Annotated in this window: 22 protein-coding genes; 9 read left to right on the forward strand and 13 right to left on the reverse strand. The window is 67.0% G+C overall.

Annotated elements, in window-relative coordinates; all coding sequences use genetic code 11:
- Positions 1-62 precede the first annotated feature (62 nt).
- Entirely contained in the window at positions 63-881 is an 819-nt protein-coding gene (locus EV560_RS14540; RefSeq protein ID WP_248312047.1) for an IclR family transcriptional regulator, read from the reverse strand.
- A 121-nt stretch (positions 882-1,002) separates the two neighbouring features.
- On the opposite strand from EV560_RS14540, the gene EV560_RS14545 reads away from it, so the two are divergent.
- The 7 genes from EV560_RS14545 to EV560_RS14575 all read left to right on the forward strand — a co-directional run bounded on the left by EV560_RS14545 (position 1,003) and on the right by EV560_RS14575 (position 9,869).
- Entirely contained in the window at positions 1,003-1,773 is a 771-nt protein-coding gene (locus EV560_RS14545; RefSeq protein WP_131856494.1) for an enoyl-CoA hydratase/isomerase family protein, read from the forward strand.
- A gap of 65 nt (positions 1,774-1,838) precedes the next feature.
- Entirely contained in the window at positions 1,839-2,903 is a 1,065-nt protein-coding gene (locus EV560_RS14550; protein WP_248312048.1) for an ABC transporter substrate-binding protein, read from the forward strand.
- Between the two features lie 22 nt (positions 2,904-2,925).
- The gene (locus EV560_RS14555; protein WP_248312049.1) at positions 2,926-3,999 is read left to right on the forward strand and encodes an ABC transporter ATP-binding protein; all 1,074 of its coding nucleotides are present in this window, start codon (positions 2,926-2,928) and stop codon (positions 3,997-3,999) included.
- On the forward strand, positions 3,996-5,759 hold the full coding sequence (locus EV560_RS14560; protein WP_131856495.1) for an ABC transporter permease subunit: 1,764 nt from the start codon (positions 3,996-3,998) through the stop codon (positions 5,757-5,759). The genes EV560_RS14555 and EV560_RS14560 overlap by 4 nt, the downstream gene beginning before the upstream one ends.
- A 21-nt stretch (positions 5,760-5,780) precedes the next feature.
- Positions 5,781-7,310, forward strand: a complete 1,530-nt coding sequence (locus tag EV560_RS14565; RefSeq protein ID WP_131856496.1) for a class I adenylate-forming enzyme family protein — start codon at positions 5,781-5,783, stop codon at positions 7,308-7,310.
- Positions 7,311-7,314: 4 nt separating this feature from the next.
- A complete protein-coding gene (locus EV560_RS14570; RefSeq protein WP_131856497.1) occupies positions 7,315-8,391 on the forward strand; it encodes a hypothetical protein in 1,077 nt (358 codons plus the stop codon).
- 41 nt (positions 8,392-8,432) lie between these two features.
- Complete coding sequence (locus EV560_RS14575) at positions 8,433-9,869, forward strand: NAD(P)/FAD-dependent oxidoreductase (RefSeq protein ID WP_131856498.1); 1,437 nt, start codon at positions 8,433-8,435, stop codon at positions 9,867-9,869.
- A gap of 86 nt (positions 9,870-9,955) precedes the next feature.
- Here EV560_RS14575 and EV560_RS14580 read toward each other — a convergent pair whose 3' ends face one another.
- From EV560_RS14580 to EV560_RS14590, 3 genes are all read right to left on the reverse strand, one after another.
- Positions 9,956-10,579 carry a hypothetical protein gene (locus EV560_RS14580; protein WP_131856499.1) on the reverse strand — a complete coding sequence of 208 codons (624 nt, stop codon included), beginning with the start codon at positions 10,577-10,579 and terminating at the stop codon, positions 9,956-9,958.
- Between the two features lie 130 nt (positions 10,580-10,709).
- Positions 10,710-11,591, reverse strand: coding sequence for an alpha/beta hydrolase (locus tag EV560_RS14585; protein ID WP_131856500.1), 882 nt, complete (start codon positions 11,589-11,591; stop codon positions 10,710-10,712).
- Between the two features lie 29 nt (positions 11,592-11,620).
- A complete protein-coding gene (locus tag EV560_RS14590; protein WP_131856501.1) occupies positions 11,621-13,318 on the reverse strand; it encodes a thiamine pyrophosphate-binding protein in 1,698 nt (565 codons plus the stop codon).
- A gap of 172 nt (positions 13,319-13,490) precedes the next feature.
- Here EV560_RS14590 and EV560_RS14595 point away from each other — a divergent pair, with 172 nt between their 5' ends.
- Positions 13,491-14,210, forward strand: a complete 720-nt coding sequence (locus EV560_RS14595; RefSeq protein WP_131856502.1) for a FadR/GntR family transcriptional regulator — start codon at positions 13,491-13,493, stop codon at positions 14,208-14,210.
- A 7-nt stretch (positions 14,211-14,217) separates the two neighbouring features.
- Here the strand turns inward: EV560_RS14595 and EV560_RS14600 are convergent, their stop codons facing one another.
- The 6 genes from EV560_RS14600 to EV560_RS14625 form a co-directional block, all read right to left on the reverse strand.
- Positions 14,218-15,057 (reverse strand): ABC transporter permease, encoded by an 840-nt coding sequence (locus tag EV560_RS14600; protein WP_131856772.1) that lies wholly within the window; start codon positions 15,055-15,057, stop codon positions 14,218-14,220.
- 27 nt (positions 15,058-15,084) lie between these two features.
- Positions 15,085-16,029: an ABC transporter permease gene (locus tag EV560_RS14605; RefSeq protein ID WP_131856503.1), complete on the reverse strand. Its 945-nt coding sequence runs from the start codon at positions 16,027-16,029 to the stop codon at positions 15,085-15,087.
- 87 nt (positions 16,030-16,116) lie between these two features.
- Positions 16,117-17,709, reverse strand: coding sequence for an ABC transporter substrate-binding protein (locus tag EV560_RS14610; protein WP_207908029.1), 1,593 nt, complete (start codon positions 17,707-17,709; stop codon positions 16,117-16,119).
- 88 nt (positions 17,710-17,797) lie between these two features.
- On the reverse strand, positions 17,798-18,256 hold the full coding sequence (locus EV560_RS14615; RefSeq protein ID WP_131856504.1) for a RidA family protein: 459 nt from the start codon (positions 18,254-18,256) through the stop codon (positions 17,798-17,800).
- Positions 18,253-19,218 carry an NAD-dependent epimerase/dehydratase family protein gene (locus tag EV560_RS14620; protein ID WP_165923471.1) on the reverse strand — a complete coding sequence of 322 codons (966 nt, stop codon included), beginning with the start codon at positions 19,216-19,218 and terminating at the stop codon, positions 18,253-18,255. Before EV560_RS14620 ends, EV560_RS14615 begins: the two co-directional genes overlap by 4 nt.
- Positions 19,205-20,338, reverse strand: coding sequence for a mandelate racemase/muconate lactonizing enzyme family protein (locus EV560_RS14625; protein ID WP_131856506.1), 1,134 nt, complete (start codon positions 20,336-20,338; stop codon positions 19,205-19,207). The genes EV560_RS14620 and EV560_RS14625 overlap by 14 nt, the downstream gene beginning before the upstream one ends.
- A gap of 324 nt (positions 20,339-20,662) precedes the next feature.
- Between EV560_RS14625 and EV560_RS14630 the strand changes: the two genes are divergently transcribed.
- Entirely contained in the window at positions 20,663-22,003 is a 1,341-nt protein-coding gene (locus EV560_RS14630) for an LLM class flavin-dependent oxidoreductase (protein WP_248312050.1), read from the forward strand.
- A gap of 67 nt (positions 22,004-22,070) precedes the next feature.
- On the opposite strand, the gene EV560_RS14635 is transcribed toward EV560_RS14630, so the two are convergent.
- The 3 genes from EV560_RS14635 to EV560_RS14645 are packed head-to-tail and all read right to left on the reverse strand — an operon-like array spanning position 22,071 to position 24,470.
- Entirely contained in the window at positions 22,071-22,553 is a 483-nt protein-coding gene (locus tag EV560_RS14635; protein WP_131856508.1) for a YHS domain-containing (seleno)protein, read from the reverse strand.
- A gap of 24 nt (positions 22,554-22,577) precedes the next feature.
- Positions 22,578-23,063: a hypothetical protein gene (locus EV560_RS14640; protein WP_131856509.1), complete on the reverse strand. Its 486-nt coding sequence runs from the start codon at positions 23,061-23,063 to the stop codon at positions 22,578-22,580.
- Positions 23,064-23,084: 21 nt separating this feature from the next.
- Complete coding sequence (locus EV560_RS14645) at positions 23,085-24,470, reverse strand: tetratricopeptide repeat protein (RefSeq protein WP_131856510.1); 1,386 nt, start codon at positions 24,468-24,470, stop codon at positions 23,085-23,087.
- Between the last annotated feature and the right edge of the window lie 43 nt (positions 24,471-24,513).

The following is a 24,513-nucleotide window of genomic DNA, read 5'->3' on the forward strand; positions in this document are numbered from 1 at the left end:
GATAACTTATGTCGGATAATACTAAGGCGAGCGCAGGGCCTGTCAAGAAACCGTCGTGCTTTTCAAACCCGCGAGATTGCGTGCGCCGTGGCGACGATCAATGAGGAGAAGCGGGCGATCACCTCCTCGCGGCTGTAGCGCGAACAGGAGACCGCGATGTTGACGGCGCCCTCGGGCCGGCCGCGGTGATCGAGGATCGGCGCCGCGATCGAGGCGTCGCTCAGGTAGAATTCCTCGAAGGCGGTCGCATAGCCCTGGGCCCGCGTCTCGCGGATCTTTGCGAGGAGAGCGTCGCGCTGCCAGGTGGTCGAGGGCGTGTGCTGCTTGCGGTCGGACTTGTCGATGATCGCCATCGCCTGGTCCTCGGGCAGGCGCGACAGCATGGCGATGCCCGGTGCGGTGCAATAGGCCGGCATCCGCGTGCCGATGATGACGTCGGTATTGAGCACGTGGCGGCTCAGGAAGCGTGAGACGAAGATGATCTCGGTCTCCTCCAGCGTCGTCAGGTTGACCGTCTCCTCGGTCTCCTTGCTGAGATGCATCAGGTAGGGCATCGCCCGGTCGACCAGCCGGCTGCTGCGGAAGAAATGGTGGCCGAGATCGAGCGTCTTGGCGGTCAGCTCGAAGCGCTTGGTCTCGCTGTCCTTGTGCAGATAGCCGAGCTTGGTCAGCGTATGGGTGAAGCGCTGGGCCGAGCTGATGTCCATGCCGGTCACCGAAGCGACCTGCGACAGGTTCAGCGTCGGATGCTGCCGGCCAAAGGCCGACAGCACGCGAAACGCCTTCTCCACCGACATGACCATCAGCGGGTCGTCGGATTTCTCGCCGGCGTTGCCGCTGCGCTTGCCCTTGGGCGCCTTGCTCTCGTCGAGCGTCGTCATGCTTGGCCTCTCCTGTCCGGATCAATGGCGGCGACACTTCCGGTTGACAAGATGGCCGGCTTCGTTCGATCATTCAATATAACTTATCGTATATCGATAAAACATCATCGGGAGTCCAGGCATGAAGGAATTCGTTCTGAGCGAGGTTCGGGGGGCTGTCGGCATCCTCACCCTCAACCGTCCTCAGGTGCTCAATGCCTGGAATGCGCCGATGCGGACCCGGCTCGTCGAGGCCTTCGACGAGCTCGAGGCGAACGAGGCGGTGCGGGCGATCATCCTGACCGGCGCGGGCGAGCGTGCCTTCGGCGCCGGGCAGGATCTGAACGAGACCAAGACCTTCGATGCCGACCGCGCCGAGGAGTGGATGGGCGAATGGGAGCGCCTCTACGACCGTATCCGCTCGCTCTCGAAGCCGGTCATCGCCGCATTGAACGGCGTCGCCGCCGGCTCGGCCTTCCAGGTCGCACTGCTGTGCGACCTGCGCATCGGCCATGACGGCGTTACCATGGGCCAGCCCGAGATCAATTCCGGCATCGCCTCGGTGACCGGTCCCTGGATCATGCGCGAGATGATCGGCATCGCCCGGACCATCGACCTCACCCTGACCGGGCGGATGATGGACGCGGATGAATGCTTCCGCATCGGCCTGATGAATCGCATCGTCCCGAAGGGCCAGGTGATGGCGGCGTCGCTGGCGCTGGCGGAGGAGCTCGCGGCCAAGCCGCCCGTCGCCATGCGGCTCAACAAGGCCCGCTTCCGCGAGGTGACCGAGGAGGGCTTCCGTGAATGCCTGGTCGCCGGCATCCGCAACCAGCGCGAAGCCTATGCCACCGGCGAGCCGGCCCGGATGATGGAAGAGTTCCTGGCGAAACGGGCGGCGAGAAAGGCCTGAACGGCCGACCGCCCGGGGATTTGGACGAGGGGAATGCGGGAACAACCGCGGAACGGGAGAATGTCATGATGTTCGATTCCAAGCTGAACCGTCGCAGCCTGCTGAAGCTGACCGGCGGTGCCGCCATGACCGGCGTGTTCGCGCCGGCCATCATCGGCCGCGCCGCGGCGGCGACGCAGATCACGGTCGCCGATCCCGGCGGCCCGTTCGGCCCGGCCTGGCGCAAGGCCTTCTACGATCCGTTCGAGAAGGCGACCGGCAACAAGGTCGTCAACGTCGCCCGCGAAGCCGAGCCGACCGCGCAGTTCAAGGCGATGGTCGAGACCAAATCCTACACCTGGGATGTCTGCACGCTGACCCTCTCGGCGCGCGATATCCTGGCCGCTCAGGGCCTGCTCGACCCGATCGGCTTCACGCATGCCGACGTGCCGCAGCTCATGCCCGAGGCGGTCTCGGCGAATTACATGGGTACGGACGTCTACTCGACCGTCCTGGCCTACCGGACCGACCGCATGAAGAATGCGCCGACGAGCTGGACCGACTTCTTCAACGTCGAGAAGTTTCCCGGCCGCCGCGCCATGCGCAAGAATCCGATCGATACGATCGAACAGGCGCTGCTCGCCGACGGCGTGCCGCTCGACAAGCTCTATCCGCTTGATGTCGAGCGCGCCTTCAAGGTGCTCGACAAGATCAAGCAGCATGTCGCGGTGTGGTGGACCGGCGGCGCCCAGTCGACCCAGCTCCTGCAAAGCGGCGAGGTCGACATGATCCCGGGCTGGAATGCCCGCTTCCAGGCTGCGATCGACGGCGGCACCCCGGCCAAGATCGTCTGGAACCAGGGGCTCTACTCGATCGAAGGCTGGGGCATGCCGAAAGGCGGGCCGCGCGCCGAGGTCGCCAGGCAGTTCGTTCGCTTCTGCTCCGATCCGAAGCAGCAGGCGATCTATACCGAGATCCTCGCCTATGGCCCGACCAATCTCGACGCCTACAAGACGATCCCGACCGAGCGCGCCAGGTCGCTGCCGACCTCGCCGGAGAATCTGAAGCAGATGGCGATCGCCAACGAAGGCTGGTGGAGCGCCAATCGCTCGGCCGTGACCGAGAAGTTCAACAGCTGGCTGCTGAGCTGACGAGCGCGTTTCGGTGGCGATGATGACCGGTATGCGCGGCGAGTCGCCGCCGAAACTCGTGGTGGAAGGGCTGTGCAAGCGCTATGGCGCGACCACGGCCCTCGAGCCGACCCAGCTCTCCGTTGCGGAGGGCGAGTTCCTGACCCTGCTCGGGCCCTCGGGCTCGGGCAAGACCACCTTGCTGCAGCTGATCTGCGGTCTCGTCGAGATGAGCGAGGGCCGCGTCGTCATCGACGGGCGCGACCAGTCGGACACGCCGGTGCACCAGCGCGATATCGGGCTGGTCTTCCAGCATTATGCGCTGTTCCCGCATCTCACCGTCGAGGAGAACATCGCCTTCCCGCTGAAGATGCGCGGACGGCCGTCGGCCGAGGTCAAGCAGCGCGTCGCCGACGCGCTCGGCATGGTCCATCTCGGCCATCTCTCCGGACGCTTCCCGCGCGAGCTCTCCGGCGGGCAGCAGCAGCGTGTCGCGCTGGCCCGCTGCTTCGTCTACCAGCCCTCGGTCATACTGATGGACGAGCCTCTCGGCGCGCTCGACAAGAAGCTGCGCGAGCATATGCAGATCGAGATCAAGCGGCTGCATCGCGAGAGCGGCGCGACGATCATCTATGTCACGCATGATCAGGAAGAGGCGCTGGCGATGTCCGACCGCATCTGCCTGATGAACCATGCGCGGATCGAGCAGCTCGGCACGCCGCGCGACATCTACGAGCGGCCGCGCACCGCATTCGCGGCCGATTTCATCGGCATCTCCAACATCCTGCGCGGTGCATTCGTCGAGTCCCAGGGCCGGCGGATGCTGAAGACGGCGCATGGCGTGTTCCACCTGCCGGCGGATGCGCCCGCGCCGGGGGCGGAGGGCGCGGCGCTCGTCGTGCGCCCGGAATGCCTGCATCTCGGCAACGGCTCCGACAACAGCTTGAGCGGCCGCGTCAGCGAGGTCGTCTATGCCGGCTCGGAGACGCGCGTCATCGTCACGCTGGGCGAGGGGCAGGCGATCACGCTGCGCCTGCCGGCCGGGGTGCCGGCGCCGACGCTCGGCGAGACCGCGTCCTTCGGCTGGGACAGCGACAGGGCGGTGCTGGTGCCATGAGCGCCGTTCCCGCAGCTCCCGCGCGATCGGGCGGCATGCCGGCCTGGCTGAGGCGGCCGAACGCGCTCTGGCTCGCCGTGCCCGGCCTCATTTTCCTGGCGGTGTTCTTCGCCTATCCGGTCGGCGAGCTGCTCTCGCTCGGCCTGCGCAATCCGCAGGGCGGGGCCTTCAGCCTCGCCGCCTTCCAGCGCATCGCCAGTACGGACGTCTATCTCCGTGTGCTCGGCATCACCTTCAAGATCGCTGGCAACACGGCGCTGTGGTCGCTGCTGCTCGGCTATCCGCTGGCCTATTGGCTGGCGCGCATGCCGGACCTGTTCCGCGGCCGCATGCTGCTCTTCGTCATGGTGCCGTTCTGGACGAGCTATCTCGTCAAGACCTTTGCCTGGATGATCGTGCTCGGCCGCAGCGGCGTCATCAACAACCTGCTGATGGGCAGTGGCGTCAGCGACCAGCCGCTCGAGCTGCTGCATAACGAATTCGGCGTCATGGTCGGCATGGTCCACGCGATGGTCCCGCTGGCGGTGATGACCATGCTGCCGGTGATGATCAATATCGACGGCAGGCTGGTGCAGGCGGCGCAGACGCTGGGAGCCTCGCCCTCGCATGCGTTCTGGCTGGTCTATTTCAAGCTGTCGCTGCCGGGCGTCGCCGCGGCCGGGTTGCTCGTCTTCATCTCCTCGCTCGGATTCTTCATCGTGCCGGCCTTCCTGGGCGGGCGGCGCGAGACGATGCTCGCCCAGCTGATCATCACGCAGGTCCAGGAGCTGCTGAACTGGTCCTTCGCCGGGGCGCTCGCCGCGATGATGCTGGCGACGGCGCTGATCGCCTGCTGGATCTACGACCGGCTCTTCGGCATCTCGACCATCTCGGGCGGCGAGGCGCAGGAGGGCAAGGGCCGCATCCGCGATCTCGGGCTGGCGATCCTCGCGCTTCTCGCCAGGGCGAGCGGGCTGGTCGCCGATACCAGCCGCAAGCTGATCGGCAAGGCCGGCAACAGGGTGCTGCTGCCGGTCTTCGCCTGGCTGATGATCGCCTTCCTGGTGCTGCCGACGCTGCTTGTCATCCCGCTCGGATTCACCTCCTCGCAATTCCTCGAGTTCCCGCCGCCGGGCTACAGCCTGCAATGGTTCGAGACCTATTTCTCCTCGCCGCTCTGGATCCAGGCGACGATCCGCTCCTTCCTCGTTGCGACGGCGACGGCCTTCGCCGCGACCTGCATCGGTGGCTTCGCGGCGCTGGCGCTCGCCCATAGCCGCACGCGCTGGGGCGGGCTGATCTTTGCCTTCTTCCTGGCGCCGATGATCGTGCCGCGCATCGTCATCGCGGTCGGTCTGTTCTACCTGTTCGCGAAGCTCGGACTCGTCGCCACGGATCTCGGCCTCGTCATCGGCCATACCGTGCTCGCCATCCCCTTCGCGCTGGTCACGGTCTCGGCGATCCTGAAGACTTACGATGTCAGGCTCGACCAGGCCGCTGCGACGCTCGGCGCCAATCGAGTCAGGACCCTGACCTCGGTCACGATCCCGCTGGTCAAGGGCGGCCTGATCGCAGCCTTCCTCTTCGCCTTCATCACCTCGTTCGACGAGCTGACGATCGCGATCTTCGTCAGCGGCGGCATCAAGACGACGCTGCCCAAGCAGATGTGGGACGACATGATCCTGCAGCTCAACCCGACGCTCGCCGCCGTCTCCGTCGTCGTCTTCGTGATCGTCACGGTGCTGCTGCTGCTGGCGGAACGCTTCCGCCGCGTCTCCTGAACACCCCCTGAGAGAGTTTCAATGGCCTTCGACGATAACGGCTTTGTCGGTTTGCTCCGCGAGCGCGCGCTCAGCCATCCCGACATGGTCTATGCCCGCTTCAACGGCGTGCCGGTCAGTTATGCCGAGGTCGACGGGCAAGCCTGCGCCTTTGCCGCCCATTTGCGCAGCCTCGGCCTGGAGCCTGGCGACCGGGTCGCGGTGATGATGCGCAACAGCGTCGCGACGCTGGCTGTCGTCTTCGGCCTGGCCAAGGCGGGAGTGGCCTGGGTGCCGGTCAATGCGCAGCAGCGCGGCGAGGGCTTGCGCTACCTGCTCAGCCATCCCCGGCCGAAGCTGATCGTCGTCGATGCCGACCTCGCCGCGCTGGTCGAGGAGGCGAGGCCGGCCGAGCTCGCTCCCGCGGTGCTGGTCCATGCGGGAGGCGGCGCGCTCGATGCGATCCTGAGCTCGGGGAGCGGCTTCGACGAAGCTGCGCCCGCGGCGGATGCAGTCTTCGCCATCATGTACACCTCCGGCACGACCGGCAGGCCCAAGGGCGTCATTGTCTCGCACCGGATGCTGCGGCTGGCGGCGGAAGGCGTCGGGCGGGTCTCGGCCGCCAAGGCCGGCGAAGTGCTGTTCGTCTGGGAGCCGCTCTACCATATCGGCGGCGCCCAGCTCCTGCCGCTGCCGATGATCCGCGATGTCACGCTCGCCATGGTCGACCGCTTCAGCGCCAGCCGCTTCTGGCAGCAGGTGCGCGAGGAGGGCGCGACGCATATCCATTATCTCGGTGGCATCCTGCAGATCCTGCTCAAGCAGCCGCCGGGCGCGCTCGACCGGACGCATGGCGTGCGCATCGCCTGGGGAGGCGGCTGCCCGCCCGATATCTGGCCGCAATTCCAGAAGCGCTTCGGCGTCGAGATCCGCGAATGCTACGGCATGACCGAAGCCTCCAGCATCACGACTTGCAACGACAGCGGCACGCTCGGCGCCGTCGGCCGGGCGATGCCCTGGTTCACGGTCGAGCTGCTCGACGCCGAGGGGCGACATGTCGGGCAAGGCGAGCGCGGCGAGATCGTGGTGCGGAGCTCGAAGCCGGGCGCGATCTTCCCCGGCTATCTCGACAATCCCGAGGCGACTGCCAAGGCGCTGCGCAATGGGGCGCTCCATACCGGCGATCTCGGCTCGTTCGATCCGGAGGGCAACCTGTTCTTCCATGGCCGCATGACCGACAGCGTGCGCTGCCGCGGCGAGAACGTCTCGGCCTGGGAGGTCGAGCATGTCGCGGCCGAATACGAGGCAGTCGAGGATTGCGCCATGATCGGCGTCGCGGCCGAGATCGGCGAGCAGGAGATCAAGCTCTTCGTCAAGCCGAAGGAGGGCAGCGAGGTCGATCCGGAAGCGCTCTCGCGTTGGCTCGGCCAACGCCTCGCCCCCTATCAGAACCCGCGCTACATCGCGGTCGTCGCCGAATTCGAGCGTACCGCAAGCCAGCGCATCATGAAGCACAAGCTCTCGCCCAGCCGCGAGGACTGCTTCGACCGCATGGCCCTGCAGAAAGCCTGACGCGATGAGTTGCTGCGATATCCTGGTTTCCGGCACTGGCGGCTTCGCCGCGCGGATCCTGTTCGACATTGCCGCGACGGCGGCGAGCCCGGTCAAGGTCGTGATCGCCGGGCGCAACCGCGACCGGCTGCAATGGCTGAAGACGGCGGCCAGTGCCCGTGCCGCCATCTTCGGTCGCCCGGCCCTGTTCGAGACATACGAGATCGACCTGCTCGGCGAGGGAGCCGCGACGGCGCTGATCGAGACAACGCGACCGAAGGTGACCGTCCAGGCGGCCTCGATCCAGACCTCGCAGGTCATCGCCCATAGCGGAAATGCCTGGACGCGTCTCGTCGCCGAGGGCGGCCTGAGCGCGACGGCCGTGTTCCAGGCGCTGATCAGCAGCCGCGTGGCCGCCGCGATCACGAGCCTCGGGCACCGCACGGCCCTGATCAATTGCTGCTTCCCCGATGTCGTCAACGGCATGATCACGGCGCAGGGTCATCAGGTCGCCTGCGGCATGGGCAATGTCGCGATCCTGTCGAATGTCTTCGCCGGCTCGCGCCTGGTTCCGGGCGCGCTCAAGCTGCTCGCCCATTACCAGAACCTCTCGGCCTGGCGCCGGCCGGCGACCGAGCGGGCAGGGGCCGCTGCGCCGCGGGTCTGGGTCGACGGCAAGGAACTCGGCGACGTCTTCGCCACCTTCGCCGCGGTGAAGCTGACGCCCGAGCCCGTAATCGACATCTCCGGCGCGAGCGGCGTGCCGATGCTGCTGGCCCTGGCGGCGGGCGATACCTGGTCCGGCCATGTGCCCGGTCCGGCCGGGCTGCCCGGCGGCTACCCGGTCGAGCTGACGGCGGCCGGCCTTGAACTCGCACTTCCGGCCGGCCTGCCGCGCGAGGTGGCGATCGCGTGGAATGCCGCCTACGAGGCGCGCAGCGGCCTCGTCGTGGAGGCCGGGCGGGTGCGTTACACCGGTGTCCTGCAGCAGCGCCTCGGCGATTACGCGCCGGAACTGGCTGAAGGCTTCGCCATCTCCGACCTCGAGGCCGTCTGCAGCGAGATGCTCGAGCTGCGGACCAGGCTTTCCGGGCTGGACTAGCCTTCGACAGGAGCTCGCCGCTGCTTGCCGAGAGATTCGTGATGCCCGCATCGCCATCCGATCCGACCCTTGTCCCGGCCGAGCGCTCCTGGTGGTTCGACGACGCACTTGCGGCTGAAGGCAATCCAGCGCCGTTGCCGGCGCTGTCGGGCGGAACGCAGGTCGATGTCGCGATCGTCGGAGGCGGCTATACCGGCTTGTGGACGGCGCTCGCCCTCAAGGAGAGGGCGCCGTCGCTGACCATTGCGCTGATCGAGGCGTCGCTTTGCGGCTCCGGTGCGAGCGGCAAGAATGGCGGCAAGGTCCATGGCTACTGGGCCTCGCTCGCCGGCATGGAAGCCAATCTCGGCGCCGATGCCGCGCTCGCGGTCGCGCGTGCCGGCACGCGGGCGCAGGACGCGATCCGCCGCTTCGCGACCAGTCCCGGCCGCGATGTCTGGTGGCGCGAGGCCGGCAATCTCTGCGTCTCTGCCTCCCCGGCGCAGGATGCCAGGATCGCGACCATGGTCGCCACGGCGCGGCGACTCGGCGTTCCCGACAGCGCCCAGGCGCTCAGCGCGGACGAGGTCGCGCTGCGCTGCAAGTCGCCGGCCTTCCGCGCCGGGATCTTCCTGCCGGAAGGGGCGAACGTCCATCCCGCCCGCCTGGCGCGGGCGCTGCGCAGCGCGGCCCTGGCCGCCGGCGTCACGATCTACGAGAAGACGCCGATGCTCGGCCTCGATGCCGGCACGCCGAACCGGCTTCGCACCCCGGCTGGCCAGATCATCGCCCGCGACGTCGTTCTGGCCACGAATATCGCGCTCGCCCGGCTGCCCGAGATCCGGCCCCATGTCAGCGTCTTCTCGAGCTATGCGCTGATGACGGCTCCGGCGCCGGAGCAGGTCGCCGCCGCCTGCTGGACCGGCGACGAGGGCATCGCCGATCTCAGGATGTTCCTGCACTATTTCCGGAAGACCGTGGACGGGCGCGTCCTGATGGGCTCCGGCTCGGGCCCGATCGCCTACGGCGGCGATGCCGCGGCTGCGGCACTGATGCGGGACAACGCCTCGGCAGAGCGCGCCCTGCGCGGCCTCCGGCGCCTGCTGCCCGGCTTTGCTGATATCGGCATCACGAGAGCCTGGGGCGGCGGCATCGATGTCTCGTCCGACCGCCTGCCGTTTTTCCGCACGCTGCCGGGCCGCCGCATCCATTATGGCTGCGGCTATTCCGGCCATGGCGTCAATCCGACCTATATGGGCGGCCAGTGCCTGGCCTCGCTTGTGCTCGGGGTGAAGGATGACTGGTCGAGCCTGCCGCTCTGCACGCGCGGCTTGCCCGCGCTGCCACCGGAGCCGCTGCGAACCCTCGGCGGCCGGTTGATCCGCTGGGGCATCATCGGCTGCGAAGAAGCGGAAGAACGGGGCGAGCGCGGCAGCGCACCGATGCGCGCCGCGGCCGCGATCCCCCGGCTGTTCGGGCTGAGGATCGGAACACGATAGGATCGTCCACTGCCCGGCCGATCCTGGGCATCAGGAGCGGGCTAATTGGGTTCGCCGACGACCGGAGCAAAATGCGGTAAAGGTCCTCAAAGCGGGCGCTCCCCGAACAGCGTGAGGTTCGCTGCGCGAGGCTTCGCAGCCTCTTGGGGATTTGCGGGGATAAACGAGCTCTTCCCTCCGGCCAGTGCGACCGGCAGCAGCATCACGCGCACGAAGGCATTGGTGGCGCCGCTGATATTCGTTCCGACGACGGTCTCGTGGCCGCTCTCGAACCAGGCCTGGCCCGCTTCGATGCGGTCGAGGTGGTCGCCGACCTCGGCCAGGAGCAGGCCGCGCCGAAGCCGGCGTATGCCGGGACCCTGATGCCGATGCGCCGGGGTCTGGGCGCCGGCCGCGGACTCGACGCGATCGGCGCGCAGCAGGTGAGCGCCCTCCGGCAGCGAGACGGCGCGCGAGAGCACCGGTGAAAGTCCGTCCTGCCGCGGAGGCAAACTGGCACCCGGGACGAGCTCGTAGATCCAGGCGATGGCGGATGCCGAGACGGTATCTCCGGCAGTGGCGAAGCTCCCGGCATCCTGTGCCAGGCTCGTGCCCGTAACCGTGGTGTCACCATCCGCGGCATAGACGAAAGCGTGGCCGCCCGTCGGAACGATATAATGCCCCGTGGGGGCGAGGTCGTAGACGGTCAATCGCCATCTCTGCGCGCTCATGTCGTGCTTCCTGCTCGCCGGCTGCGGGCTCGTTCATTCTGGTGTTTTTACGAACTGCAAGAATGCTCTAGCCCGGTATTTTGATGTATTGTCTTCACGCGAACCGGCATCCGATTCGCGCGAGAATGCTCTAGGCTCGCGACGGCCGCGCCTTGCCGATGATCGCGCTCGGAAGCGGCGCGCCCGGCTCCATCAGCTCGTTCAGGATGTCGAAATGACCCCAGCGCGGGAGCGTATGGACTTCCGGCCGCATGCCGCTGCGGTGGAGGTGATGCGAATAGCGATAGGTCTGCTCGATCCAGTGCCAGGGCTCGAGACCGCCCGCGATCAAGGTCGTCGGGCATTTGACCTGGACCTGCCGGCGCTCGACGTCGCGGCGCCGCGCGATCTCCTCGGTCAGGCGCACCTCGGCATTGACGCTGGTGCCCATGACCGGGCGCGGATCGAAAATGCCGCTGATCATCACCGCGCCGCTCACGAAGGCAGGATCGATAGCTTCGCCCGCCCAGTCATGCGCCATGCATTCGGCCACCAGATGCGCCCCGGCCGAATGCCCGGACAGGCTGATACGGCCGGGATCGCCGCCGAAGCGCGCCGCCTCCTGTCTGACCCAGGCCAGCGCGGCGATCGCCGATTCCGCGACCCCGTCCAGCGTCGAGGCGGGACAGAGCTCGTAATTGGCGATGACGGTGGTGATGCCGGCGGCGACCAGCGGCGCGGCGACGAAGGCGAAATTCTGCTTGTCCTGCGCGCGCCAATAGCCGCCATGGTAGAAGATATGGACCGGCGCCGGGCCGTCGTTCCCCGCCGCGGGATAGATATCGACCTTGCGCAGCGGGTGCTCGCCATAGGAAAGGTCGGCATGGCGCACGAGTTGCTCCAGGGCCGCGGCATTGGTCGCCGCGCGGCTCGCCTGCGCGTCCTTGAAATCGGGGAAGGCGGCCTGGGGATTGTACTGGAATTCGTGCTCGGCAGCCGTAAGGGACGACCAGAAAGCCTGTTCAGAAGACATAGCGATACTCCCTATCGAATTCGTCCGCCTCAGTTCGCCGCCAGGCGCGCGAGAGCCGAGTTGCGCACGCCCGAAAGCGTGCTGCGCACCGACAATGCTTCCGGATCGGTTATCAGTTCGATCAAGGCACTGGCCGGCGCGTTGCGTGCGCGTTCGAACGCAGCCTCGAAATCGGTGGTCGCCTCGATGCGCTCGGCATGCAGGCCATAGGCCTTGGCCAGCGTCACGAAATCCGGGTTGGTCAATGCGGTACCGCTTTCCCGTGCCGGATAATGCCGCTCCTGATGCATGCGGATGGTGCCGTACATGCCATTATTGACGACGATGAACAGGATCTTCAGCCCGTATTGCGCGGCCGTCGCCAACTCCTGGCCATTCATCAGGAAGCAGCCATCGCCGGCCATGGAGACGACACCGCGCTGCGGGTAGGCCAGCTTGGCGGCGACCGCGGCCGGCACGCCATAGCCCATCGCGCCGGAGGTCGGCGCGAGCTGCGTGCGATAATCCGAGAAATGCCAGTGGCGATGCAGCCAGCCGGTATAGTTGCCGGCGCCCGAGCACATGATCGTGTCGGCGGGAAGGGCGGCGCGCAACTGGCTGACGATCTCGCCGAGATTGACGCCGCCGGGCTGCTGCGACGGGACCAGGCTCACCTCGTAGTCAGAGCGGCAGTCCCGCGCCCAGTCGCGCCATGGCTGCGCGGCGACCGGCTCACGCGCCGCGAGGGCCGCGACCACTGTCGATGCGGCGGCATTCACCGGCAGATCGGCCTGGTAGACGCGGCCAAGCTCGTTCGGATCGGGATGGACATGGACGACCGTCTTGCCGGCCGGCCGGGGCGGTGCGAGCAAGGTGTAGCCAGCGGTCGTCATCTCCCCGAGGCGCGGGCCGAGCACGAGCAGCAGATCGGCCTCGCCCAGCCGCTTGGTCAGGCTCGGCTCGGCGCCGATGCCGAAATGCCCGACGAAACAGGGCTCGCTGTTCGGCAGATAGTCCTGGCAGCGCAAGGACACCGCGACCGGCAGCGCATTTCGGCGGGCAAGGGCCACGAGGTCGCGGCCGGCCTGCTCGCTCCAGCCGCCACCGCCCGCGATGATCATGGGCCGCCGCGCCTTGCCGAGGTGCGTCATGATCTCGTCGACCTGATCGGCGCGCGGTGCGGCCGGGATCGGTTCGGCGCGGCGTCCGAGATCGATCTCGCCGGCGACGATGTCGCTCAGCATGTCCTCGGGCAAGGCCAGCACGACCGGGCCGGGCCGTCCGGCCATCGCGGTCTGGAAGGCACGATGCAGATATTCGGGGATGCGGCGCGCGTCGTCGATCTGCGCCGACCACTTCGCCAGCGGCGCGAACATGGCGCGGAAGTCGACTTCCTGAAAGCCCTCGCGATCGGCGAAGTCGCGCCCGACCTGGCCGATGAACAGGATCATCGGGGTCGAATCCTGGAAGGCAGTGTGGACGCCGATCGACGCGTTGGTCGCGCCGGGGCCGCGGGTCACGAAGCAGATACCGGGGCGCCCGGTCAGCTTGCCATGGGCCTCGGCCATGTTGGCGGCCCCGCCTTCCTGGCGGCAGACGATCAGATCGATCGCGTCGCGCCCGTCATGGAGCGCGTCGAGCACGGCGATATAGCTCTCGCCGGGGACGCAGAAGACGCGCTCGGTGCCGTGGAGTGCGAGGCAATCCACCAGAATCTGGGCGCCGGTCCGGCCCGCCTGCGTCTTCATGCGACTATCCTCGCGATTGGTCAGAGTGTCCTGCTATGACTAAACCAATATCACCCAATCTCAACCAATTTCCAACTCATTCTGACGCGCGAGAGCTTGCGTAGGGGCTTTTGAACAATTGGTACAAATGATGTATCGATAGGTGCAGCGGCAGGACCAAATCAGACCAAACATGATCGAGAATCTGGCCAGACAGACGGACGAGACCAGCGCACGGCTCAAATCCGATTCAGACAGCCAGGCGATCTACCAGAGCCTGAGAAGTTCGATCGTCGAGGGGCAGTTGCGGACCGGGACGCGGCTCCCGACCGAACGCGCGCTTGCCTCGCGGTTCGGCGCGGCTCGCAACACCGTCCGCAAGACGATGAACCAGCTCGCCGACGAGGGGCTGATCATCCGCCATGTCGGGCGCGGCACTTTCGTCGCCCGCAGCGTGTCGAAGGGCCTGCAGGAGCCGGCGGCCGAACCGAATTTCAGCCTCGGCGAGCTGCTCGAGGCGCGCCTGATGTTCGAGCCGACCCTGGCGGAGCTGGTCGCGGAGCGGGCGAGCGAGCAGGATCTCGCGGCGCTTTCGGCCTATCTCGAGGCCCTGCGCAATGCCGGCAGCTGGAGCGAGTTCAAGGAAGCGAAATACGCGCTTCATCTCGCAATCGTCCGTGCCTCCCATAACGGCTTCCTGGTCTCGGTCTTCGAGCAGATCATCGAATCGCGCCGCCGGGCGGGCTGGGGCCGGCCGGGCGGGCATCCGCTGCCGATCAGCGCGGTGCGCGAGGCCGCGGCGCGCGACAATGCCGCGATCATCGATGCCTTGAGGCAGCGCGACGCCGTCAAGGCGCGCGAGCTGATCAGCAACTACCTGCTGCGCACCTTGATGTCGGTCAGCGAGAGCTAGGTCCGCTTCAGCGTCGGTCCATTCGCCGCTGCAGTCCGCGCCCGACCAGAGTCAACGCCAGCGCCGTGATCAGGATGGCGAGGCCCGGAAAAGCCGACATCCACGGCGCCAGCAGGATGTAGTCCTTGCCCTGCTGCAGGATCGCGCCCCAGTCGGGCGTCGGCGGCTGCACGCCGAGGCCGAGAAAGCCGAGCGCTGCCTGGATCTGCAGCACGAGCGGGAAAAGCACCATGCATTGTACGAGGACGATCGGCAGGACGTTGCGGACCACGTGCCGCAGCAGGATGCGCGACTGCGACAGGCCGAGACTGCGGGCCGCCTCGACATAGGTCATCCCGGCTTCCGACATGGCGCCGGAGCGCGCGATGCGGAAGAACAGCGGCACATAGACCACGGTCAGGGCGAAGACGAGATTGAGCGTCTTCGGGCCGAGAATGCCGGTGACCATGACGCCGAAGATGATCGGCGGAAAGCTCAGGATCACGTCGACCAGCCGGCCGAGCAGCATGTCGATGCGCCCGCCGACGAAGCCCGAGAACAGGCCGAGCGCGCCGCCGATGACGGCTGCCAGGACCAGCGCCGAAGCACAGATCGAGAGCGTAATCCGGGCGCCATGGACCACCCGCGCGAGCACGTCGCGGCCGACATCGTCAGTGCCGAAAAGATGCGCGGAGGAGGGCGCTTCCAGCGCCTTGTCGACATTGACGGTGAGGGGCGAATGGCCGGTGAAGAGACCGGGGAACGCGACGACCACGAGCACGAACGCGAGCAGCACCAGGCCGAGCACAAGGTCCGGCTCCTGTCGTGCACGACGCAGGAGGCGGGCCAGGCGGTCGCTAACGGGCATGCTGTCTGAAGAGGAACTCATGGCAGCCTAGCTCAGCTGAACGCGCGGATCGATGATCCGGTAGGACAGGTCGACGACCAGGTTGACCAGCATGGCGATGACCACGACGACCAGCAGGCCGGCCTGCAGCACGGGATAGTCGCGCGTCTCGATCGAGGAGAGCAGCAGCCGGCCCAGGCCGGGCAGGGCGAAGAGGCTTTCGATGATCACGGCGCCGCCGAGGATCTGGATCAGGATCAGGCCCATGAAGGTGACGAGCGGGATGGCGATGTTGCGCAGAAGATGCGTGAAGAAGATCGAGCGCACCGGCAGGCCCTTGGCGATCGCGGTGCGCACATAGTCCTGCCCGAGCGCCGAGACGATGTTCTGCCGGACGAACTGGCTATAGGCCGCGGCCTGCAGCAGCGCGAGGCTGAGCACCGGCAGCGCCATGATCGAGAGATTCTCGCCGAGCGCCTCGCTCGGTGGCACATACATCAGCGGCGGCGACCAGTCGAAGCCGGTTGAGACGCCGAAGAGCAGCATCAGGCCGATCCAGAACACCGGCGCGGCGAGGCCGAGCAGGTTGAAGCACTGGATGAGGCGGTCGAGCATCCGGCCTTCATAGATCGCGGCGAGGATGCCGAGCGGCACGCCGATCAGCGTCGCCAGGAGGAGCGTCGCGAAGGCGAGCTGGACCGTCACCGCGAGCGCCGAGCCGACCATGCCGAGGACGGGCTGCCCGCGCGTCCAGCTCGTTCCGAAATCGCCCGTGATCACCCGGCCGAGCCAGCCGAGATATTGCTGCCAGACCGGCTGATCGAGGCCGAAGAATTCGCGCAGGGCCTTGGCGGCCACGGGGTCGCTGGTCTGGCCGAGCATCTGCCCGACGACGTCGCCCGGCACCGAGCGCACCAGCAGGAACACGACGACCGAGGTCAGCAGCGCGGTGACCACGAGCGCTGCCAGTCTTTTTACGATGTAAGCGCCCATTGACTCCGCGTCTTTCAGGCCTTGGCGACGAGAGCACCCGCGCCAGAATGGCATGCGGCGTCCCGGGACGCCGCATGCGAGCGAGCCTCAGGCGATCCAGGCCCGCGCCAGGCCGTAATACCAGCCGGTCGGGTGCTGATCGTAATTCTTCACCTTGTCGGCGCGGACGACGACATGGTCGGCCGAGAACAGCATGATCGTCGGCACGCTCTCCGCCATCGCCTGCTGGTAGCGGATATAGATCTCGCGGCGCTTGGCCGGATCGCTCTCGACCCGGCCCTCGTCGAGCAGGGCGCTGGCCGCGTCGTTCTTCCAGTTGCGGAAATCGGCGCCTTCCGGCGCCTTGTGGAAGTGGCGGTAGAACAGCAGGTTGGGATCGGGAACCGTCGCCCAGTCGTTGAAGGTGAAGCCCATTTGCTTCGACTGGAAGTTCTTGACCCAGACGCCGAGCTCGACCCGCTGGATGGCGAGCTTGATGCCGATCTTGGCGAGCTGTTCGCGCAAGGTGACGGCGGCGGCATCCATCCAGTCATAGCCGATGATCGAGGTCAGGGTCAGCTCGAACCCGTCGGGATGGCCGGCCTCGGCCAGCAGTTTCTTCGCCGCGGCGATGTCGACCTTCTGGTTCGGCAGCTTGTCGAGCGGGGCGCCCCAGCTCTCCTGCATGCCGGCGACCATGGTGCCGATGGTGTTGCCCAGCCCGCCGATCGAGGCGCGCATGATCTCGTCCTTGTCGACCGCGAGCGCGATGGCGCGCCGCACGCGCTCGTCGTCGAGCGGCTTCAGCTCGGCGCCGAGATCGATGGCCTTCTGGTTGAAGGAGGGCTTGCGCTCGATCACGAGCCCGGCGACGCCCTCGACCTGCTTGACGTCCTGGGGCCGCGACAGCGTGGCGATGTCGATGCGCTTGTTGCGCAGACCGACCAGCAGGCTCGCCGCATTCGGCACGAAGACGAAGTTGATGCGGTCGAGATAGGGAACGCCCGGTTCCCAGTAATCCGGGTTGCGCACCAGCGTTGCGTTGCTGTTCGGCTTGAACTCGGAGAGCTTGAACGGGCCGGTGCCGACGCTCGCCTGGTTGAGCTTGGTCTTCGCGTCCGCCGCGTCGAAATAGCCGGCCGGGACCACGCCGCCATATTTGTTGCCGAGCGTCATCGGCAGGGCGGCGTTGGGTGCGGAGATGGTGATCTTGACGGTGGCATCGTCGACCGCCTCGATCGCGGTGATCATGGCGAAGTCGCCGGCACCGGGCGAGCCGTTCTTGGCGTCGCGGATATAGTTGTAGCTATAGGCGACGTCCTTGGCCGTCATCGGCTGGCCGGTATGGAACTTCACGCCCTTGCGCAGGCGGATCGTATAGACGAGCCGGTCACTGGAGAGGTCGAAGCCTTCGGCGAGCAGCGGCATCGCCGTGCCGTCCGGGCTCTCGTAGAACAGGCCCTGGTAGATCAGGACGGTCAGGCGGATGCGGGCATCGGCCGCCTGGTGGAACGGATCGAGGCCGGGCGGCTCGACCAGCAGGCCCATGTTGAGCGTGCCGCCGGATTTCGCGCCGCTGCCCTTCGGGCCGTAGAGATCGGTCGCGCCGGCCGGGCCGATGATCGCCGCCGCAGCGGCGAAGCCGCCGAGCGCGAGCAGCGTCCGCCGGTCCATCACGCCAAAGATATCGGAACTGGACATTGTTTTTTCCCCTCGCCGGGCTCCGGTTCGGATCAGCTGATCCTGGGGATATCCGGATGCCCGTGGCCGGTACCCCATATCCACTGGATCAATCGCGATAGGCCACGACGAGCTCGATCTCGACGGCGGCATTGCGCGGCAGTTCGGCGACGCCGACGGCCGAGCGGGCATGCCGGCCGGCCTCGCCCAGGATCTCGCCGAGCAGGTCGGAGGCGGCGTCGAGGACTTTCGGCTGGTCGTTGAAGCCGGGCGCGGAGGCGACGAAGCCGGTGACCTTCAGCACGCGCTCGATCCGTTCGAGGCTGCCCAGGGCCTGCTTCAGGCAGGCGAGGCCCTGCAGGATGCAGATGCGGGCCTCGCCGCGCGCCGTCTCGAGCGTGACCGCGCCTCCGGCCTTGCCCTGCACCCGGACTTCGCCATCGACCTTGGGAAGCTGTCCTGCGACATAGGCGACGCCCTGATGCAGCGTGACCGGCACATAGTTGAAGGACGGCGATGCGGCTTCCGGCAGTTCGATGCCAAGTTCGGCGAGACGCTGGTCGATCATGGTGCGTTTTCCGGTGCGGGGGCGAGCATATCGGCGACTAGGCCGGCGAGATCGAAGCGGGGCGAGAAGCCGGTCTCGCCGACGAAGCGGCTACCATCCATCAGCGGCAGCAGCAGGGCCGGTTCGATGCGCTCGAACGCGATTCCGGTGCCCGGCTTCCGAGACCGGACAGCTTCGATGAGATTGGTAATGTTCGCTTCGAAGCCTTTGATATTATATGTTGAACGCACGGGACCGGGATGGCGCAGCACCGCCAGCATGGCCGCGGCCGCATCGACGACATGCATCAGGTCGACAGCGTGGTCGTGGAAGCTGATCCGCGCTGGGCGGTTCTCGCGCGCCGCGGCGAAGACCTCGGAGATCGCGCTCGCCGCGCCCTGATACCACAGCCCCGGGCCGAGGATGAGCGGCAGCCGCATGCTGACGATCTCCACTCCATAACGCCTGGTCATGAAAGCCGAAAGCTCTTCGGCCAGGTGCTTGGTCAGGCCGTAGACGGTGGTCGGGGCCGAGACATCGCCCTCATCGACATGCGACGTCGCATAGGTCGAAGCCGGGCCGTAAACCACGCTCGAGCCGGTCCAGACGATGCGCTTCACGCCTGCCCGGCAGGCGGCATCGATGAGCTTGCCATGGCCGGCGACATTGATCTCCATCGCGGTGTCGGATTCGGCTTCCCCGGCTCGCATCAGGCCTTCCTTGCCGACGCTATGGGCCACGCAGGAGATCACCTGCGCCGGCTTGAAGCGCGCGAAGGCAGCCGTCAGGGCATCGCGGTCGCCGATCGAGCCCTCGAAAACCTCATAGCGGCCGCCGATGTCGGCAAGCCGATCCTCCGCCATGGCCGGCCCGAACAGGACCGGCGCATAGCCGGCATGGACCAGGGCGCGCACGACATGCGAGCCGACGAAGCCGAGCCCGCCGGCGACCAGAACCGTACGGGCCGTGTCAGCGGACGACATGGCGTTCCACCGCATCCCAGTCGATCTCGATGCCGAGGCCGGGCGCATCGGGGACCGTGATCATGCCATCGGCCGGTTCGAGCGGGTTCTTCAGAATCGCATCCCGGATCGGGTTATGGCCGAGATCGTATTCGACCAGCGTCGGCCGCGGCACATTGCCGGCATGAGGATAGACCGGCAGCGACGCGACGAAATGGACGGCGGCCGCCAGCCCGACGCCGGTTCCCCAGACATGGGGCGACAGGCGCAGATGCTCCATCATCGCGAGCTGGGCGATCTGCCGACCCTGCCAGAAGCCGCCGCAGAGCGAGAGGTCGGGCTGGACGACGTCGACCGCGCGACGGTCGATCAGGCGCTTGAAATCGAAAGCGGTATAGAGCGCCTCGCCCGTCGCGATCGGCACGGGGCTGGAGCGCTGGAGCAGCTCGTATCCGGCGAAGTCCTGGGGCGCGAGCGGCTCCTCGACCCAGCCGATGCCGTAGGGCACCAGGCGAGCGAGGCTCTCGCGCGCCAGGTCCAGCGTGTAATTGGAGTTGATATCGACGAGGATCTCGACATCGGGGCCGAGGATGCTCCGTGCCGTGGCGACGCGCTCCTCGTCATTGGCCGGCGACACGCCGATCTTGATCTTGACCGAGCGATGGCCGGCCTTGGCCATGGCCTCGATCTGCGGCTCGAAATCGCGGGCGCTGTTCTCCGTCAGGTAGCCCCCGGAAGCGTAGATCTGCACCGCCGCGGCCTGCTTGCCGCCGATCAGCCGGTGGACCGGCTGGCCCAGAGCCTTGCCCGCCGCGTCCTTGGCCGCCATGTCGATGCCGGAAATGCACCAGGTCATCGGACCCTGGACGCCGAAATGGTAATGCCGGGCGAGCATCTGTGCGAAGGCGTGCTCGATATCGAGCACATGGGTTCCGAGCAGATAGCCCTTGACCAGAGGCAGCATGGCGAGATTGACCTGGGGCATGCCCCAGCATTCGCCGATGCCTTCCGTACCGTCGGCGAGCTTGAGACGCACCAGCGTCGTCGCCCGCGCGCTGGCCAGTGATTTCGACATTCCATAGGCGCTGCCGGCGGGCAGTTGCGCTTGCAGCGGGATGAATGAAATGTCGTCGATGAGCATGGTCACCTCATATCCCGCCGGCTCGGCCAATGTCGATCCAATTCGAGCCAATGTTGAACCAATTCGTGAGCGAGCGCAACAGCGGCGCCAAGGCGCGGAGACGCGAGCTTCCAGGTGAAATGCGAGGTTTTTAAGCGGTCCCTATCCGAAAACCGCGATCCACTTTTTGGGCCGCTGCGCTAGCGCAGCCACATAAGGATCTGCAAAAGCGCGCGTGTCAGGCTAGCGTCTCCCATCATCACTGCTAGCCTTCGGTCGCTGACCGGATGCACCATGGCATTCAATGGTCGGCGGCCGTCCAACAGCCTGTGGGAGCCTACGCCTGTGTCGACCCAGAAACGCACCGACAAGCTCAAGCTCGGTGCCTTCTTCCACCCCACCGGCAACCACGTCGCGTCCTGGCTCTACCCGGAGTCGCAGATCGACGCCGGCACCAATTTCGCCCATTACGTCGAGATGGCCCAGATCGCCGAGCGGGGTAAATTCGACCTGATGTTCCTCGCCGACGCCGTCGCCACGCGCGACGGCAACCTGGAGGCGCTCAGCCGCTGGCCGCAATACATGAACTTCCTCGACCCGCTGACACTGCTGGCGGGCCTCACCGCCGTGACGAAGCATCTCGGGCTCGTGGCGACGGCGACGACGAGCTATAACGAGCCCTACCAGATCGCGCGCCGGCTCGCCTCGTTCGACCACATGACGGGTGGGCGCGCCGGCTGGAACGTCGTCACCTCCGCGAACACGTCCGAGGCCTATAATTTCGGACGCGACGAGCACTACGCCCATGGCGAGCGCTACGACCGGGCCGAGGAATTCGTCGAGGTCGTCAAGGGTCTGTGGGACAGTTACGACGACGGCGCCTTCGTGCGCGACCGGTCGAGCGGGCGCTATTTCAAGCCGGATGCCCTGCATTTCCTCCATCACCAGGGCGAGAACTTCAAGGTGAGGGGGCCGCTCCATATCGAACGCTCGCCGCAGGGCTATCCCGTGCTCGCCCAGGCCAGTGCCTCGGCGGTGGGCACCGAGCTTGCCGGCAGGATCGCCGAGATCGTGTTCACGCCGCTGCATAGCCTCGCCCAGGGCCAGCAAATCTACCAGCAGCTCAAGGATCTCGCGGTGAAGAACGGGCGCCAGCCCGACGACATCAAGATCATGCCCGGGCTCAACGCGATCGTCGGGCGCACCGAGGAGGAGGCGAAGGAAAAGCATTTCAGGCTGCAATCGCTGATCCATTCCGCCGTCGGTCGCGAACTCCTGCAGAACGCGCTGCGCGGCATGGACCTCTCGCCCTATGGCGACGACGAGCCCTTCCCGGAGGACGTGGTCGCGAAGCTGCTTGCCGATGACAGACGCCGCTACGAGCCGATTGTCGCGGGGCGCCCGACCATTCGCCAGATGTACGAGAAATTCGCCGGCGCCCGCGGCCAACGCACGCTCGTCGGCTCGCCGACCCAGGTCGCGGATGATATCGAGCATTGGTTCGTCAACCACGCGGTCGACGGCTTCCTGATCCAGCCCGCCTATACGCCGGGCGGGCTCGATGATTTCGTCACGCTGGTCGTGCCGGAGCTACAGCACCGCGGCCTGTTCCGCACTGAATATGAGGGCAGGACGCTGCGCGAGAATCTCGGGTTGCGGCGGCCTCCGAGCCGCTACGCCCGGTGACGGGATCATAGTGGCCGCTGCGCCGCAGGCTCAGCACTGCGGGCAAATGGCGGCCACCAGCAATCTGCTACCGGATATCCGCCGAGCCCAGGCGCGGCCAATTGCCCTCGGCCCGGGCGATGTATTTCCGGGTATCGCCCAGCCAGGTCCTGCGCACGTCGAGATCGTAGTTCAGGTAGAGCCTGCCATCGACGATCGACCAGGCTTCCGGCTCGATCTTGACGAGATAGCCGCGCGAGGTGCCGTAGGCGCAGAAGCCGCCATAGGCCGGGAGATAACGCTCCGGATCGGCCTCGAACAGCGCCTTGTTCTCGGCGCTGGCGAAGCGCCAGGTCGCGCCGGCATGGCTGATCGAGAATTCCGGCTTGCCGGGCCTGGGGCCGCCCTCGCGAAAATAGGCGACCGGGTCGTAGCCGCGGATCGCAACCGTGTCGCGTGAACCGAGCGTATTGACCGGGCGAGGGGTGTCGGCCCGGGCTGCGGCCGTGGCAAGCACCGTGGTGACGGCGCCTGCGCCGGCCAGGAGCATGAAGCTGCGCCTGTCGAACATGGTGTTTCTCCCGTGTCGCGATGATCAGCCCGTACGCGCTTCCAGCGCCTCGAAGACATAGGCCGCGAGCCAGCCATAGATCGCGTGCCCGATGAGGCTCATGAAGGAGAGGCGCGGCACGTCGTTGAGCAGGAAATGCTGACCGGCGAGCGGGGCGAAGAAGGCGAGGGCGATGAAATAGGTGATCACGCCCCAGATCCAGCCATCGGCCGGCATGCCGAAGCTCTTCACCCAGCGGGTCAGGATCCAGTAGCCGAGCGGGTAGAACAGGAAGCCGGTGAGGAAATGCAGCCCCTTGGCGGTCGGCGTCGAGATGGTGAGGCCGAGCTGGTGGTAGAACAGTGATTTCACCAGCTCCGGCGGCTCCAGCGGATATTCGGCGAACCAGGCCGTCGGCACGGCCGAGAACAGCTCCCAGAAACCCAGGCCGGCGAAGCCGCCGAGGGCGAGATTGATCACGGTGCGGCTGGAGGGCAGGGCAAGGCTGCGGGTCATGGTGGCGGTGGTCATGGTCTTGCGTCCTTTTAGAGGTTAGTGGGCGATAGCGAGCGGAGTCGCGGCGACGGCGAGCGCGGCGAGGCGGCCCGAGGGGCGGCCACGCAGTTGCGCGAGGCGACGTGCAGCGAAGAGGTTCGAGCCGCCTCGCCTGGCGAGGCGTTCACGCAGGATCATGGCTGCCCGGTCATCGCAGCCGGCGCGGATCAGGCTTTCGATATAGGCCTGCTCGAACAGGTCGCGCTGGGCATGGCTGCCGCCGATTGCGACGAGGCCGTTGCGGGCGGCCCCCAGCAGGCGCGCGGCCTCGGCATAGTCGCCCTCGCGGAAGGCGATCAGCCCGAAGGCCGCGAGCGCGCCGTTACGGGCGGCCTCGCGCCGCTCGCCGCTCGAATGGCCGTGCGCATCCTCGACCAGGTCGCGCGCGATCGTCTCGGCGCCGTCATGGCGGCCGGCTCCGAGCAGCGAGAGGGCGTAGTGCAGGTCGGCGAAGACGAGGCGGCGATCATGGACGCGGCCTTCCGCCTTGGCCGCGAGCTCCTCCCAGCGGTTGCCGACATCGACTCCGGCATAGTCGAGCCGCGCCAGCAGCGAGGCGCCGTTGGCGATATCGCGGTAGTCGTCGGTCGGCTCGGCCCGGATCTCCTCGTCATAGAGACGCAGCACCTCGCTCGTCTCGCCGCGTTCCAGCCGGAACAGCGCGAGGTGCCAGACGATGTGGAAGCGCAGGTTATTGGCGTGGGCCCAGTTGCGGCCGTCGCCGAGCCAGGCGATGCCCTCCTCGGCCCGGCCGGTCATTTCCAGCACATGGGCGACGGCATGGCGGCCCCAGGCGTCGCGCGGGCTCAGGCTCACGGCGCGGCGCCCGGCGCGCTCGGCCTCGGCATAGAAACCCTGTTCCTCCAGGGCGAAGGCGTAGCAGCCATTGACATAGCCGGCGAGCGGGTGGCTCTCACCGAAGCCGGGCGCGACACGGTGCAGGCTCGCCAGCATCTCGGCCTGGTCGCCCAGCATGAAGCGAAGCCCGTGCGAGAGCTTGAGCGCCAGCACGTCGAAAGGATGGGCCGCAAGGATCGACTCCAGCCGCAGGGCGGCCTTGCTCGGCGCCTCGTCGAGCCAGAGCGCCAGGGCCTCAATCACCATCTGCTCGCGCCTGGTGACCGGGCGCAGCGTGGCCGCTTGCCTGGCCTTCGAGAGGCAGTCACGCGCCGGGCCGAGCAGCTCGGCGCGCGCCAGCGAGAGCAGCATCAGGCCTTTGGCGGCATGGGCCAGGGCGAAAGCGGGATCGGCTTCGAGCGTGCGGGCGAGATGCTCGGGCGTCGCGGCCGCATGCGCCAGCAGGGCTTCGAGCGTGTCGTTCCAGGCGAGCCTTGCGCTGTCGTTCGCGACGGAGATCCTGTCGCCGGAGAGATCGTGATACATGGGCTGCTCCATTGTGGCGCTCGTCGCGAGCGCTCATGGGGGA

The sequence above is a fragment of the Allobosea sp. BK604 genome, assembly GCF_004341515.1.
Lineage (GTDB): Bacteria > Pseudomonadota > Alphaproteobacteria > Rhizobiales > Beijerinckiaceae > Allobosea.

What these genes read in the sequence shown, in the direction of transcription:
- EV560_RS14540 (WP_248312047.1), bottom strand. Translation starts at nt 881, where the DNA reads ATGACGACGCTCGACGAGAGCAAGGCGCCCAAGGGCAAGCGCAGCGGC.
- EV560_RS14545 (WP_131856494.1), top strand. Translation starts at nt 1,003, where the DNA reads ATGAAGGAATTCGTTCTGAGCGAGGTTCGGGGGGCTGTCGGCATCCTC.
- EV560_RS14550 (WP_248312048.1), top strand. Translation starts at nt 1,839, where the DNA reads ATGATGTTCGATTCCAAGCTGAACCGTCGCAGCCTGCTGAAGCTGACC.
- EV560_RS14555 (WP_248312049.1), top strand. Translation starts at nt 2,926, where the DNA reads ATGACCGGTATGCGCGGCGAGTCGCCGCCGAAACTCGTGGTGGAAGGG.
- EV560_RS14560 (WP_131856495.1), top strand. Translation starts at nt 3,996, where the DNA reads ATGAGCGCCGTTCCCGCAGCTCCCGCGCGATCGGGCGGCATGCCGGCC.
- EV560_RS14565 (WP_131856496.1), top strand. Translation starts at nt 5,781, where the DNA reads ATGGCCTTCGACGATAACGGCTTTGTCGGTTTGCTCCGCGAGCGCGCG.
- EV560_RS14570 (WP_131856497.1), top strand. Translation starts at nt 7,315, where the DNA reads ATGAGTTGCTGCGATATCCTGGTTTCCGGCACTGGCGGCTTCGCCGCG.
- EV560_RS14575 (WP_131856498.1), top strand. Translation starts at nt 8,433, where the DNA reads ATGCCCGCATCGCCATCCGATCCGACCCTTGTCCCGGCCGAGCGCTCC.
- EV560_RS14580 (WP_131856499.1), bottom strand. Translation starts at nt 10,579, where the DNA reads ATGAGCGCGCAGAGATGGCGATTGACCGTCTACGACCTCGCCCCCACG.
- EV560_RS14585 (WP_131856500.1), bottom strand. Translation starts at nt 11,591, where the DNA reads ATGTCTTCTGAACAGGCTTTCTGGTCGTCCCTTACGGCTGCCGAGCAC.
- EV560_RS14590 (WP_131856501.1), bottom strand. Translation starts at nt 13,318, where the DNA reads ATGAAGACGCAGGCGGGCCGGACCGGCGCCCAGATTCTGGTGGATTGC.
- EV560_RS14595 (WP_131856502.1), top strand. Translation starts at nt 13,491, where the DNA reads ATGATCGAGAATCTGGCCAGACAGACGGACGAGACCAGCGCACGGCTC.
- EV560_RS14600 (WP_131856772.1), bottom strand. Translation starts at nt 15,057, where the DNA reads ATGCCCGTTAGCGACCGCCTGGCCCGCCTCCTGCGTCGTGCACGACAG.
- EV560_RS14605 (WP_131856503.1), bottom strand. Translation starts at nt 16,029, where the DNA reads ATGGGCGCTTACATCGTAAAAAGACTGGCAGCGCTCGTGGTCACCGCG.
- EV560_RS14610 (WP_207908029.1), bottom strand. Translation starts at nt 17,709, where the DNA reads ATGTCCAGTTCCGATATCTTTGGCGTGATGGACCGGCGGACGCTGCTC.
- EV560_RS14615 (WP_131856504.1), bottom strand. Translation starts at nt 18,256, where the DNA reads ATGATCGACCAGCGTCTCGCCGAACTTGGCATCGAACTGCCGGAAGCC.
- EV560_RS14620 (WP_165923471.1), bottom strand. Translation starts at nt 19,218, where the DNA reads ATGTCGTCCGCTGACACGGCCCGTACGGTTCTGGTCGCCGGCGGGCTC.
- EV560_RS14625 (WP_131856506.1), bottom strand. Translation starts at nt 20,338, where the DNA reads ATGCTCATCGACGACATTTCATTCATCCCGCTGCAAGCGCAACTGCCC.
- EV560_RS14635 (WP_131856508.1), bottom strand. Translation starts at nt 22,553, where the DNA reads ATGTTCGACAGGCGCAGCTTCATGCTCCTGGCCGGCGCAGGCGCCGTC.
- EV560_RS14640 (WP_131856509.1), bottom strand. Translation starts at nt 23,063, where the DNA reads ATGACCACCGCCACCATGACCCGCAGCCTTGCCCTGCCCTCCAGCCGC.
- EV560_RS14645 (WP_131856510.1), bottom strand. Translation starts at nt 24,470, where the DNA reads ATGTATCACGATCTCTCCGGCGACAGGATCTCCGTCGCGAACGACAGC.